The sequence below is a fragment of the Shewanella sp. MBTL60-007 genome, from assembly GCF_019654915.1.
Classification (GTDB): Bacteria; Pseudomonadota; Gammaproteobacteria; order Enterobacterales; family Shewanellaceae; genus Shewanella.
The window spans coordinates 18,076-31,865 of the sequence record NZ_BPET01000019.1 but is presented as its reverse complement, the minus strand read 5'-3'; the positions used below and the strand labels follow the sequence as shown (position 1 = coordinate 31,865).

Sequence of the window (13,790 nt, the reverse complement as noted above, 5' to 3'; positions counted from 1 at the left end):
TTTGCATTGGTAATTAAAGTGTGGGCTTTTTGTTGGTCGAGTGGATAGGTTACTCAGTCTTTTTGTCTTGTATGGCTTGCTTAAGCTCGTCAATTTCCGCTAGCAGTTTTTGCTGATTATCTTCCATCCTTCGTAAACTGGTATTGAGCTCGGAGCGGATCTCTTCGGCATGGCTATCAAGTTTTTCTGCTTCGTCTGGCGAGACGAATACCGATGCCATATAGCCTGAAATCACACCGAAAAAGCTCACGCCACAGACAATGACGACGCCACCTATGATATGGCCCGCTGTTGTGACTGGGTAGTAATCGCCATAACCTACGGTCGATATGGTGACTAAGGCCCACCAAATCGCACTCTCGGCGGTATCGATATTGGCCCCTTCTACACCGCTTTCCACTATCAGTACCAATACAGACGACAGGGTTAAAATAATGACTAGCGCGACTAGCAGGCTAGCAACCGTTGCCTGTCTGCGCTGCTTGACCATGGGAACTATCAGCGAGCGGGTCATACGAATGAGTCGGATCACTCGCAAAATTTGGAACAGACGCGCCATACGTAGGGCTTCAATAGCGGGGATGCTAGCGATAAAATCTATCCAGTGACTCTTTAAGTAATCGACTTTATCACTGGCTTTAAAGAGTTCGAAAAAGAAGTTAGACATGAAGATAAGACAGATACTGAAATCTATCATAAACAATAGTCGCTTCGTTTCGCCATCGACGCGACCGAACGTCAGTACCAGTACCACTATCACTGATAGTAGCGATAGCAGCATCATCGCTAGCTGACCGGGAGTGGGGGGCGTTTCAGGCTGAAGTAGCCAGCGCTTTTTTGTTGCCATGGCTTAGATCCGTCTTGATTGGTGCCAGTCCGTGTTCATCTGGCACCATGTTTTGTGCTTATTTGTCGGCACTAAATTGTACTAAATCATCTAACACATGCTTTTTAATTTCAAGTTGTTGATCTGCTGATAGATTGTACTTCTTTGCCAAAATCTCATAATCACTCGGACTCAATGATACGGTAAGGCGCGGGCGTTTAGGGCGTTTTGTCACGCTTAACCCGAGAATTTCCCTAATCTGATCCGATGGACTCACGCCAGCATCGAGTGCAGCCTTGCGGATGGCATATTGGAATTTCTCATCCAGATCGAAGGCGATTTGAGTCGCTTTGGCCGCTTTTTGGTTTTGTTGCCACTGCGCGGGTAAGGGATTTTTTTGTTTGGTCATGGGGACTATACCTAAATTTACTGATCCGTATTAACAAGGTACGGAAACGCTTCCATGCTATCATTCATCGGAGTTGAAACAGAAATGGTTCTAGATCTGCATCTAGAACCAATGGTTTATTGGCCCGGCCAATATTCTCTGATATCTGATAGAGGTCGATAGAGGGTGAGCATTACATCTGTATCGCCGCTTTCATAGACCTCGACATCGACAGCCTTGTCTTCGTTATCGTCAAGTAGCTGATAGGACTCAAATGGCTCACCGGTTGCGCCATCGGTGTCTTGCGGTGGTCTAAGACCACGGTAATCTTGGCGGTGGAAATAGCCAAAGTTACCAGATGTGACTTGATGATAGTGAGGTGATAACCACTGCTCATAATCATTTAAGTCTGCGGCTAACGGTAGCGTCGTTAACTCGGCTTTACCTTCTTCTTCGAAAATCTCACTGAACTGATCGAGATCGAAGAACTGCTCAACCTGACCACGACTTATCTTAATCGAAAGGGCCAGATAGGTTTCGTCATCCTCATCAAGGCCGAGGAAGATGGCATCGCCACTGTGACCTTTTAGCACCCACTCGGTCTGTTGTTTACGCTGATACTCATAAGTGTTCACCGCTTCAACTCGCAGCTGCTGACCACGAAGTTGTGGGGGCAGCGCAAAACTGTCATCAAGGGAGATCATATCTCCCTTGTTGAGTTTTGACGGGTGGTCGAGTTGACGTTTAGGTTCCTCTTTCTTGCCAAATAGGCGGTTTAGAAATCCCACGCCAGTCTCCTTTAGCCCTTACGCGCTTTAATGCGATCCAGTACGGCGTTAGCGTTAGACTTCTGCTCGCCAATACCTGCCGCGGCTAGCTTGTCATGTAATGCCTTATCGCTGTTCTCTTCCGCCAGCGTTTCAGAAGCCTTGAGGCGATCATCAAATGATTGCTGACGTGCCTTGATTCGTTCTAGTGAATCCTTAGCGTTAAGCAGCTTTGAGTTGCTGCCCGCAAACGAATCGGTAATCGTCGCTGTGGCTTTTTGCACGCTTTCGGTAGTCTTAACCATAGTCAGCTGACGTTGGTAATCGGCAACTTGACGCTCAGTCTTGCGCACAAGCTCTTTTAGGCGAGTCGCATGGGCGCTAAAGCTGTCGTTTGCAGCTTGCTGATCGGCCAGTTCTTGATCAAGCTGTGCAATCTTTTCTGCAACTTCAAGTGCTAGAGGCTCGTTACCTTTTTCAAGGGCTTGAGTCACATAACCTTCGTGCTCAGCTACAGAGCGCTTTAGGCGATCGACTTCACGGCTCGCTTGCATCTCTTTCGCCATCACTTCGGTTAGGTCGCGCTTAGCCTTAGTGAGGTGCTTCTCTGCATCACGAATTTCTTGTTCGAAGATACGAGTAGAGTTTGCATCTACGATGCTTTGGCCTACTTCAGTGGCACCGCCACGGAAGGCTGTAAGAATTTTGTTTAGAATGCCCATGGTGTGGCTCCTTTAATTCAGGTAATCGACGAGTTCGTCGATGACTTCGAGACAATTATCAGAAAGAACAGATAGCTCCTGCTCGATCTCTTGCATGCTTGAATGCACTGATAGCGCACCGTAAACCACGTACTTATCGTCAATCTTGGCAAACGATGACAGTGGCATTGGAATGTTGAGTTCTAACATGGTCTCAAACATCTCAGCACGTCGTTGTTGATTTACTTCATCCTCGCCCCATAAATAGCTGATGCAAAGGATCTGGTTGTCCGTGACCGATACGAATACCGGGATCTCTTCACGACCAACTACGTTAACTTGTAAGACTTCCACGTCACCATTAATTGGATAACAATCAAATTGAAAGCCAGTATGGCTGTTGTCGCCAAGTTCATTTAGGTGGTTGGCAATTGTGTGGATATTCATATTTGTCCTTATTGACATATTATGTCTGTGATTAAAGATAACACCGAGACATAATATGTCAAGCGCTATCTTTACGATTCAAAAATAAACTCTACTGATTTTCTAACCAAGCCTGCTGATGGTATTGATACAACTGGCTTGAACCTAAAACGTTGGGCTTAATCTCTGCCTTATCTTGATAAAAGTTTCCTGGAAACTCGAAAGCTGCATGGATCAGACCTGAGGTTAGCCAAGGGTCATCAACGGGCAGTTGCTGCACACTTTGTAGCCTAGCTCGGGCACTTTTTCCACCTAAGGTGGCGATGCTCCAGCCCCATTCACCAAAACTGGGCACATTATGGTGGTACTGGTCGACATTAAAGCCAGCAAGCTCTAAGGTCTTGCCCACTGAAATAAAGGCGTTGGGGGCGTGATAAGGTGACGTCGACTGTACTGTTAAGGCAGCGTCATTGCTCATTAGTTCCTTAAGCTTTAAATAGAAGGCATCGGAATAGAGCTTATTAAGATCTGGGTGACTAGGGTCCGGCAGATCGACAATAATCGCATCGAACTTTTCCTCCTTAGCCAACAGTTTATCGACACCGTTAAAGGCATCGTCATACATAATTCTGACTCGGGGATCGTTAAGGGCATCTTGGTTGAGTGCCAACAGCGCCTTACTCAGATGCTCAGGCATATCGCTCGATGGTTGCTTAAACAGCTTGACCAACTCGCTGTCTAGATCCATTAGAGTCACCTGCTCAGGCTGCCATTGCAGCACTTGGGTCAGACCTAAGCCATCACCGCCGCCAATGATCAACACCTTGTCGTGACGCGCGCTCGCCGCCATGGTTGGGTGCACTAGAAAGGAGTGATAGATATGCTCGTCGCTACTAGAGAACTGCAGCCTACCATTGATATAGAGGGAGTGCACTGGGCCTAAGCCGTTGCCTCTTAAGCGCTCGGTAAATGTCAGCTGCTGAAAACGGGTCGCCTTGGCGTAAACCACCTTGTCTTTATAGAGTAGGTTGTTAAAGCTCTGCTCCCATTGAGGACCATGTAGGGCCAGCATGACTAAGATCCCGGTGGCGATGAAGTGGCCTACCAACAGCAGTTTTACATGGCGTATTTGATGCCAGAAGCGCCAGATAAACAGAAAACCTGCGAGTAGATTAAAGCTCGCCGTGAGCGCCGCAGCCAGCTGAATATCGATAGCCAACATAAAGCCAACCCAGATCGCGGCGCCAATACCTGCACCAACATAGTCTGCGCCATAGATGGTACCAGCGTTGTGCATTAGGTGCGCCTCTGACAGCGCTTGACGCACTCGCGCGATAAGTGGAATTTCCATGCCTATCATCAGGCCGAGCAATACGCCCCAGACATAAGGTAAGTATTCGGCCAGTTTTTGCAGCGTACCAATAAAGCCACCGTCGGGCAGCTGATCGGCGGGGAGGCCTAAGGTATTGGCGATAACAAGGGGTAACTGCTGCCCAAAGCCAATCACCGCAGCGGTGATTAAGATCGCCAAGGATCCACACAGAGCGACGCAGAGTTCTAACACAGCAAAGCCAGTGAAGGCGCAGCGAATTTTACGGGCGGCAAAGGCGCCTAGGCCCATGGAGACGATCATCAAACCTATCATGGTGTAGATGGCGGCTTCTAACGCACCAAGAATACGCCCAGCATAATGAGATAGTAGATACTCGTAGATTAGGCCGCAGCCAGCGAGAACGGCCATGATGCCGAGTAGTAAGGCGTCATCGAACCAGCCGAGTTTGCCCGATTCGATGGTTTTATTATGGGTTGAAGTGGTAGCGCTGCTTGAGTTGGTTTGCATTGGGTGTCGGTAGCTTATTTTTAATAGATAATTCTTAGTCGTGATCGTTTCGATTCAAGGCCTTGCTATTCGATATAGCTGCTATTCAAAATCCTGTTAATCGCCAATTACTAAGCAGGACAATCGAAAAGGGAGCGCAGCGAGCGCTCCCTTACTTTGTCACTTTAGGCCATCAAGGCGGCGAGAATAATGGCAATCGAGACGCTGATCGCCATCTCAACAGCGGCAAGGCCGATATTGTGTTGCTTCTCAACTTCTTCACATAGGTTTATCTTGGCCAGTACCAGCTTCTTCACGAGCTTGATAAGCAGCATCAAAGAAAGCAGCATCACCACAGAGAAGATCAGCCAGCCGAGCAGGTTCGCCACATAGGCATGTGGGTCGAAAATAATGAAGTGACTGGCTGCGTTAAAACTAAAGGCCATGGCAAGCATATAGCCGCTATGGCGAATCGCCAGTGCCACATGTCCTTGAGCAAAGGCCTCTTGCATCGATGCGCCTTGGTTGCGTTTAGCATAACGGTTCTCGCGTGCGCGGGTGAGCAGCACTAGCATCAGCTGAGAAATAGCAAAGGCACTAAAGATGGCGATAAAGGTATAAACCGTTAGATCTTCTGCCCATAGCAGTACCGAGCGGATGATAATCGCTGTGGCGATGGCTACGGTGGCATCGACAATGGCGACCGAGAGGTTGCCCTTCACGATTAAGGCATTCTTATCGATATCATTGAGAGCAATTTTATCGTGCAGAAAACGGCCGAGCTTAATCAGCACTAGGCCAAACAGACCATAAGCGGTCATGCCGATGGCTTCAACTAAGTAAGACTCGGCGGCTTCACCAGTAATGGCACCGGTTAGCACGATCCCTAAAGCCATCACAGCACCCGCAGTACTAATACCGAAGGCAAAGTTGTCGTTTTCCGCTAGCTCATGGCGGCTGTTTACCTTTACCGTCCACCCCTGTAGGTAGCGCATCAAGGCCAGTAACAGCACGGCAATCGTGATGTCTATGAATAGGATGATCATCAGCTCTGGGGTGAGGCCGTGGTTTTGTAAAAATGTCATAAGAGTTCCTTAATTATTTGCCTCGGCGAACACCGCGAGTGGTACGACTGCTGGAATTACGGAAGCTGCTGTCCTTAGAGTAGTTAGAGCGGAACTTGCTCTTGCTGCTCGTGGTGCGTCCTGTTGAACTGGCTTTTGGCGTGCTGCTACTCTGTCTCGAAAGGCTGGTTGAGCCAGTACGCGACTTGGCGTAAGGGCTATCAAACTTGCGACCTTGAGAGTTAAATTGTTTCTTAGTGCGCTCATAGGTTTGAGTCTGTGCTCTGGCCTGTTTTGGCGAGGTGTAGCGGTAACGGCCAACATCGTTGTAGTAACTGTAGTTACGGCGACTAGACCAGCGATCATAACCGATTGGACCGCGGGTCAGGTTGGAGAACATAGAGTACATGCCATACCACGCCCAAAACGACATGCCGTTTGAGCCCGTCTGCCAACTACCATAAGCTGGGTTACCCACTAATTGACTGCCAGCACCAAAATCTTCTGCACCATTGGCGAGTGCCGCCGCTTCACGGCTAATAGAGTTAACTCGTGCCAATGCACCGTCAGACATATCGGCGACCACGTTCAGGGGGTCGGACAGCATATCGTTAAATAGGCTAGGATCTGCCGCTTGATAGAGGTTCTCTACTTCGGCAAGTTGCTGATCGATATCGACAAAGTTTGCAGGGTTTTGCGACTCGGTTAAGCGCCGTGTGAGCGAGGTAAACATAGGGCCACGATTAGTTGCATCGGTGGCGAGCTCGTTTAGCAAGGGGCTTAAATCGGGCTTTTGCTTTTCCAATACTTGAACGTATTGCTTAAGCAAATTCGCATTACGGATCTGACCGTCACTTAGCATAGTGCTAAGGGTGTCCAGACGCTGCTGTGTTAGCTGCTGATACTTAGCAACTTGAGCGGGTCTATCATCGCCGCATCCTGCGAGGGCGAAAACCATTAAGACGGTGAGAACGCGGATTAGCATTCCTGCCATAGTTTCTCCAAATTGGGTTATTGTGCTTAAAGTGGCCAAATTCATATCACTTAATGCAGGGCTACACAGACCTAAAAGACCGATGAGCCTTAGTTAATTAAGTCCTTTTCACTTGCTGAAACATTGAATTCGCAAGAGAAATTATTTGCCTTACTGCAATTGCCACTGCTTGAGTATAGTATTGCTTATTAGAGCACAAAAATACTACCGTTCCTGTTTTCATGGCGCAGTTAGAGAAAAAAGCCTCAATTGGCCAACATTATTAGTAAAAGTTGCTCACAATTATTCACGCTCTATCTATATCATCAACGACATAATATGTCGATATACAAATTTGTTAGGGATTATTATGCACACGGCTTCAATGGGTAATAAGCTTGTTTCCACTCAAATGGCTGCGAGTGCAGAACAGTATTGGCAAAGGTTGAATGACCACTCCGCGCACTTAGTTTCATCCTTGACCCAGGCGCAGCAACAAGAGCTAAAAACTATCTTTGCGTTAAGTGACTTTATCGGCACGCAACTATGGCGCAATCCTGAGTGGATCCCCGCATTATTTGAGCATGAACTGGATAACATTCAGCGCCAAGCCTTCGACGGCGAACTGAGTAAGCTGTTAGCCGATATTACCGATGAAGAGCAGGTAAAACGTATTTTACGTCAGTACCGTAATCGTCAGATGGTGCGTATTGCTTGGCGTGATTTCTGTGATTACAGTGAACTGCAAGAATCCCTATTAGACCTATCGGCGCTGGCAGAAGCGCTGGTGATTGCCGCTCGCGACTGGTTGTATCGCGAGATGTGCGCCTCACAGGGTACCCCAAGCGATAGGCAAGGTAAGCCGCAGAAATTATTGATCTTGGGCATGGGCAAACTGGGTGGCCGTGAGCTGAACTTCTCCTCAGATATCGACCTTATTTTTACCTTCCCCGAGCATGGTGAAACCATTGGCGGACGCCGCGCCATAGAGAATCAGCAGTTCTTTATTCGTATGGGCCAGCGTCTAGTAAACCTCTTGAATCAAGTTACGGTGGATGGATTTGTCTACCGCGTCGATATGCGCCTGCGCCCGTACGGCGAGAGTGGGCCATTGGTGGTGAGCTTTAGCGGGCTAGAAGATTATTACCAAGAGCAAGGACGTGATTGGGAGCGCTACGCCATGGTCAAAGCTCGGGCGCTCGGGCCTTGGACATCGGACTCCGACGAACTACATGACTTATTACGCCCCTTTGTGTACCGCCGTTACTTAGACTTTTCGGCCATCGAGTCACTGCGAAAGATGAAGGGCTTGATCACCCAAGAGGTGCGCCGCAGAAAGCTTACTAACAATATTAAGCTCGGCGCAGGCGGTATCCGTGAGGTTGAGTTTGTGGTGCAGAGCTTTCAGCTTATCCGTGGCGGCCGTGAGCCCGCATTACGCCAGCAGAGCTTGTTTGGTGCCATCAATACCCTGTATCAGCTAGGTCAGCTGGAATACTTGGCCGTCGATGAGCTTGAAAAAAGCTATATCTTGTTGCGCCGAGTCGAGAATTTACTGCAGGCCATCAATGATGAGCAGACACAGACCCTGCCGAGCAGTGAACTGAACTGGCAGCGATTATGTTATGCCCTTGGAGCCGACACAGAGATGGATCTACGCGAGCAGATCGAGGCCGCGATGAGGCGGATCCATCGTCATTTTAACGATACCGTTGGCGGCAATAACCTTGATGATCATAGCGAGACCTGGACACAGCAGTTATGGAATGCCTATGAAGATGATCACGCCTTAGCTATATTAGAGGAGCAGGGCATAGATGACGTGGAGCTGTGGCCTCTACTGAACAGCTGGCACGACACCGTGGTACGCCGCACTATTGGCCCTAGAGGGCGTGAGACCTTAGACAAGCTGATGCCTAAGCTCTTATGTGAACTCACCAATATTCCGCATCCATCTAAAGCATTTGAGCAAGTTTCAAAAGTGCTAGATCAGATCCTGACGCGCACCACCTACCTTGAACTCTTATGTGAAAATCCCGGCGCACGGCAGCAGCTTGTGAGCCTTTGTCTTGCCAGTCCATGGATTGCCGAGCAGTTAGCTAAGTTCCCCATGTTGCTCGATGAGCTTATCGATCCGGCGCAGCTCTATGACACCACATCCCTCGATGATTACGGCAGTGAGTTACGCCAGTACCTGCTTAGAGTGCCTGAGGATGATATGGAGCAGCAGATGGAGGCGCTGCGCCAGTTTAAGTTATCACAGCAGTTAAAGATTGCCGCAGCAGACGTGACGGGAGTATTGCCAGTGATGGAGGTGAGTGATCACTTAACCTTCCTAGCCGAAGCGATTATCGAGCAGGTAGTGCATCAGGCATGGGCTCAGGTGAGTGCTCGCCATGGGGTGCCTGGAAATCTTAAAGACAATGAAATGGGGTTTGCCGTCGTGGGTTATGGCAAGGCCGGAGGCATCGAACTCGGCTACGGATCAGACTTAGATCTGGTCTTTCTCCATAATGGCAGTCAAGCCGGGCAGACCAATGGCGACAGAGCGATCGATATCGGTCACTTCTACTTAAAGCTTGCCCAGCGGGTGTTACACCTGTTCTCGACCCGTACTAACTCTGGTGAACTCTATGAGGTGGATATGCGCCTAAGGCCCTCGGGTGCATCCGGGTTATTGGTGAGCGAAATCGAACACTTCGGCGAGTATCAGCGCAGTGATGCTTGGACCTGGGAGCATCAAGCCTTGGTGAGAGCGCGCTTTATGTTTGGTGACGTTTCCCTTTGCAGTCGATTCAATGAGATCAGAGCCGAAGTGCTAGAGACACGACGAGATAACGAGGCGCTGGCCAAAGATGTCAGAGAGATGCGGCTTAAGATGCGCGATCATCTATTAAAGGTCGATGAGGGAATGTTCGATCTTAAGCAGAGCAGCGGCGGTATCGCCGATATCGAGTTTATCGCTCAGTACCTAGTATTGGCTCACGCCTGCGATCACAAGTCACTGTCGTTCTGGTCTGATAATGTGAGGATCTTTGCCGAGCTGGCCGAGCTAGAACTGCTCCCCTTTGAGACTGCACAGCTACTAACTCAGGCCTATTGTCACCTGCGTGACGAAAGCCATAGATTGGTACTGCAGCAGAAGAAGCCTGTGTTGCCGATTGATGCCGTTAAGTCCCATAGTGAGCGGGTAGAAGCTATCTATAAACAGATCTTAGGCGAATAATCACCTCTGTAACCCCCGTGATTTTCTCGGTGAAGAAAGCCTCTCATCTCCACTATTAATGTGACGGAGATGAGAGGCTTTTTGCGTTTATCATGTTGCCGCCAAAGCGCAAGCAAAATGCATTGCACAATAAGAGCGCTGGTGAGTAACGCTTAACAAAGGCGGCAACGAGTTCGCTAACATTTTGAGGTTAAAGGGTAAAGATAATTTGGTTTGTTATATGCAGTAGTGAGTGTGTTCTCTTTTTTAAGGAGCTCACGATGAACGCTCTCAAACAGGCAAGCCATTACAGCACTTTTAACGATAGTCTTACCGAGATGAAGATCTGTAAGGGGCAGTTTTTTATCTGCAAGATTTTTACTCGGTACTTTTTCACTCAATACCTAGGTAGTCGATGGCCTTTAACGAGAGGTGGCAGCAAAAAAAAGCGCAAGCATAGACGAACCCATGAGTTTCCCTTTTACTGGTTACTGCTTCTGTGCCTATTGCTATTGATTAATAGCGTTATGGCAGGACCAAAGAGTCTTGTGCCAACCAAGATAAATAGTGCCTTTGTCGATGCGGAGCAAAGCATCAATCTAATCATTGTCGATCGCAGGCTCGAGCAGATTGAGCGGATCCTCTCAGGCGTGAGAGGCGAGTTGCATCTGCTTATTCTTGAGGAGGATGCTGAACCGTTTGAGCAGATAAATCGGGCGCTATATGATGAGCCGCTCTATTCTAATGTGACCATAGTCGCTAAAGCCTCAAGCTCGGCAATCTACCTAGGCGGCCGCTGGGTAGATAAAAACTATCTGCTTGAACATCAGTCCAGCCTAAGCCTTTTTGGAGAGCAATTTAGCGATAATAGCGAGCTGACTCTCTACACGACAAATCTCATCACTAGCCATTATGGTCAAGAGTTTATCGGAGTGTTGGCAAATCTAACCCGGCTCAATGTCGATATTGTCCATATTAAAGGGGCTCAAGAAGATCCGCACTGGGTCAAGCGTACTCGCTTTAGTTTTTAAGAGGAGCTGCTAAGGGATAAGCTAAGGGGTAAGCTATGATACGTTTTGTATCAAACTTTCGACAAAATTTACTTTGAGGTTAATGGTTTCCTGCTTACTATCTGCACGAGTATATCCCACTGTTGTAAAAGGGATTAATTAGAGGAATGTTTGATGACTTCTGTTAATGGTGCTATAGCAAGTGCAGTAGGGAGTGCAGTCGGGAGCGCAATTACGGCTTCGGTCACTAATACACCTGTGGCTAATAAAACAGCTACCCTAGCAGCGACTTCAGTGGCGCCTTTACCTAATGTGGGCGCCAGTACCAATGTGGCGATTTCTGCGGGAGCCCAGCAAAAGTTGGCCGATGAGCAGCAGGCTGTTAAAGACGAAGGCTCTTTACCTAAAGCAGATAGCTCTACACCTAAGGCCGATGCCGCGCCGGAAGAAGAGGGGGGGCTTGAATCCTTTGTCTTTGGTGCGCTGGGGCTCGATCATCCTGAAGAGATCGATGAGAACGGTGACCCGTCATATTCGGCAGGCCAATATGTTAAGGCCGCAGCCACTGTGGGTGGCATGATAGCCATGTTTATTTAGACTTTGTCTAAAAACTGTTTTTTATCAGGCTCTGCCTGACCTTTAAGTTAGACTCCGTCTAACTATTAAAGTCGTGGGATTTCATCCCACATAAGAGTCAATCAAATTTCGTTTGATAAAAGTCGTGGCGCTTCGTCCCACATTGGTAATGCATCAGGCTGCGCCTGACCAAAGTCGTGGGATTCCATCCCACACCCGGGCAAGGAGGACTGCTCGTCCTTATCCTCCTTGCATCCACCATGACGCCCCAGACGAAGTTGTCTCCCTCGTACTTATTCGAAATAGTCTAACGCTTCCGATGGGGCATCCTGCCCCGCGAAAGCTACGCCGACATCCATGTCGGCATCACGACTATTTCTTCAACGTACTTCGGCAACTCCGATGGGGGATTGGTGTTTCCTGTGAGCTTTTGTGTGGCTTTGTAATTTATTGTTATTAATGGTTTTTTTGATAAATAATGCTGTGAAATTGTTTAGGGCAGCATCCATGCGGTGCGCATGTCTCATATTAAATTCTTAGCAGCTTAAGGTGGATATGGAAGTTTACGAAGAGTTAATAAAAGTTCTATGAGGAACAACTTTTAATTATCGTAATTATCGGGTCAGAGTAAATTTATCGAATAGTGAAGGATAGGTTGTATGCTTGGAACATTTCTAATTATTGCGGTTATTGTTTGTGGTTACATGCAAGTTACCTTTTGGCTGCTTATCCCTGCTTCTATAGCCGCAGCTTTTATTGGTTTGCATTTCCCTGTTGGGAAGGCTGATATGGCAAAGTCTAGGGGGATTTATTGGAAGGTACTTTTCTCCTCTCTTCCTATCCAAGGCATTTTTATGTCTGTGCTGTTTGGATTAGGTTGGGGCATAAAGGCTGTAATCAGTTAGAGGGTAACCGTTGAATGATGATTTTTCTGTTGTAAATCAATGTGGAAATCATAGTTGGCGACTTTGAAAGATGCTGGCGAATAGATGGCAAATGATTAAATTACATTTTCCAATGGACTCACAGAAAACACCTAATCCCCATCGGAGTTGCCGAGGTTATTGAAGACAAATCGCGTGAGCGAGTCATGGATGACGAGGTAGCCTTAGTAGAGCCATGGATGGCGATTCTGAGGCGATAGCGATTTTCGAAAATGACTGAGGATCAACAACTTCGTCTGGGGCGGCAGGGTGATCCAAGAGGGGATTGCTGTTGATCCCCTCTTGGCCGTGTGTGAGCTGGAAGCTCACGACCTTTATCAAGCAGAGCTTGATTGCATTGCCTTGGTCAAATGAGATTAAAGGAAACTTTTAGGCTTTCAGGGGCACTATTGCTGAGCATTGTCACTTTCTGGCCATTGATTAGGCTAATGAAAGGCTATCGAGCTTTGATGGCTAATTATGAGGATAACAAGAGGAATAATAGTGAAGCGGTTTAAGCTGTCGCAAGTTTCAAATTTAATGTGGTTTATGTTTATCATGTTCTCTTTTGCTGTGGGTCTGGCAACCTATGTTGTGCATCAGTTTCATGCATCTTTTAATTGGCCGACGGCTAAAGGGATGGTGGTGAATAGCTGGATCATTGAACGCTACCATGAAAGAAGCAGCGCCGATTCTCATTACGAGGTTGCTATCGAGTATTTCTATGCTGTTGACGGTAAAATTTACCACAAGAGCAATAAGACAGACATCACAGGTGCCATCCCCGGTTACTCTATAGAGGAGGCCGAAGCCTTGGTGGCAGAGTTTCCTAGTGACAAGAAGATTTTAGTGCACTACAAGCCCAGTAACCCCGATACTGCTGTCATCAAGCCAACAATGCATCTGTTTATGATTGTGATGTTGGTGGTGTTCTCTTTGGTGTTAATTCCCGTCTGTTACGTGATGTACCTGCAGATGACCTCAGCCGCTGACAGCTTTATCGTGCGCAATGTGTAAGCCCTGCTCCCTTTATAGAGTGGTTGGGGCTATGCCACGATCTTTATCAAGTGCAGCTTGATTACCTGCTCCTCCAAAAAAGTTTGAGGGCGACT

Annotated in this window: 13 protein-coding genes; 5 read left to right on the top strand and 8 right to left on the bottom strand. The window is 47.9% G+C overall.

All coding sequences use genetic code 11. From position 1 onward, the window contains the following. Positions 1 to 49 precede the first annotated feature (49 nt). The 8 genes from K5Q92_RS08820 to K5Q92_RS08785 all read right to left on the bottom strand — a co-directional run bounded on the left by K5Q92_RS08820 (position 50) and on the right by K5Q92_RS08785 (position 6,985). Positions 50 to 847 carry an ion transporter gene (locus tag K5Q92_RS08820; protein ID WP_220768636.1) on the bottom strand — a complete coding sequence of 266 codons (798 nt, stop codon included), beginning with the start codon at positions 845 to 847 and terminating at the stop codon, positions 50 to 52. Between the two features lie 58 nt (positions 848 to 905). Further along, positions 906 to 1,235, bottom strand: a complete 330-nt coding sequence (locus K5Q92_RS08815; protein WP_220768635.1) for a hypothetical protein — start codon at positions 1,233 to 1,235, stop codon at positions 906 to 908. A gap of 116 nt (positions 1,236 to 1,351) precedes the next feature. Next, entirely contained in the window at positions 1,352 to 2,002 is a 651-nt protein-coding gene (locus tag K5Q92_RS08810) for a hypothetical protein (protein ID WP_220768634.1), read from the bottom strand. An 11-nt stretch (positions 2,003 to 2,013) separates the two neighbouring features. Further along, a complete protein-coding gene (locus K5Q92_RS08805) occupies positions 2,014 to 2,703 on the bottom strand; it encodes a PspA/IM30 family protein (protein WP_220768633.1) in 690 nt (229 codons plus the stop codon). A 12-nt stretch (positions 2,704 to 2,715) separates the two neighbouring features. Further along, positions 2,716 to 3,129, bottom strand: a complete 414-nt coding sequence (locus K5Q92_RS08800) for a YjfI family protein (protein WP_220768632.1) — start codon at positions 3,127 to 3,129, stop codon at positions 2,716 to 2,718. A 91-nt stretch (positions 3,130 to 3,220) separates the two neighbouring features. After that, on the bottom strand, positions 3,221 to 4,948 hold the full coding sequence (locus K5Q92_RS08795; RefSeq protein ID WP_220768631.1) for a polyamine aminopropyltransferase: 1,728 nt from the start codon (positions 4,946 to 4,948) through the stop codon (positions 3,221 to 3,223). A gap of 164 nt (positions 4,949 to 5,112) precedes the next feature. Beyond that, positions 5,113 to 6,012, bottom strand: coding sequence for a DUF350 domain-containing protein (locus tag K5Q92_RS08790; protein ID WP_220768630.1), 900 nt, complete (start codon positions 6,010 to 6,012; stop codon positions 5,113 to 5,115). Between the two features lie 13 nt (positions 6,013 to 6,025). Further along, on the bottom strand, positions 6,026 to 6,985 hold the full coding sequence (locus K5Q92_RS08785; RefSeq protein WP_220768629.1) for a hypothetical protein: 960 nt from the start codon (positions 6,983 to 6,985) through the stop codon (positions 6,026 to 6,028). Between the two features lie 349 nt (positions 6,986 to 7,334). On the opposite strand from K5Q92_RS08785, the gene glnE reads away from it, so the two are divergent. From glnE to K5Q92_RS08760, 5 genes are all read left to right on the top strand, one after another. Continuing rightward, positions 7,335 to 10,190: a bifunctional [glutamate--ammonia ligase]-adenylyl-L-tyrosine phosphorylase/[glutamate--ammonia-ligase] adenylyltransferase gene (glnE, locus tag K5Q92_RS08780; protein ID WP_220768628.1), complete on the top strand. Its 2,856-nt coding sequence runs from the start codon at positions 7,335 to 7,337 to the stop codon at positions 10,188 to 10,190. A 260-nt stretch (positions 10,191 to 10,450) separates the two neighbouring features. Next, a complete protein-coding gene (locus K5Q92_RS08775; RefSeq protein ID WP_220768627.1) occupies positions 10,451 to 11,200 on the top strand; it encodes a DUF4347 domain-containing protein in 750 nt (249 codons plus the stop codon). Positions 11,201 to 11,353: 153 nt separating this feature from the next. Further along, positions 11,354 to 11,776, top strand: coding sequence for a hypothetical protein (locus K5Q92_RS08770; RefSeq protein WP_220768626.1), 423 nt, complete (start codon positions 11,354 to 11,356; stop codon positions 11,774 to 11,776). Between the two features lie 638 nt (positions 11,777 to 12,414). Further along, on the top strand, positions 12,415 to 12,660 hold the full coding sequence (locus K5Q92_RS08765) for a hypothetical protein (RefSeq protein ID WP_220768625.1): 246 nt from the start codon (positions 12,415 to 12,417) through the stop codon (positions 12,658 to 12,660). A gap of 522 nt (positions 12,661 to 13,182) precedes the next feature. Next, positions 13,183 to 13,695: a DUF3592 domain-containing protein gene (locus K5Q92_RS08760; RefSeq protein ID WP_259649531.1), complete on the top strand. Its 513-nt coding sequence runs from the start codon at positions 13,183 to 13,185 to the stop codon at positions 13,693 to 13,695. Positions 13,696 to 13,790: the final 95 nt, after the last annotated feature.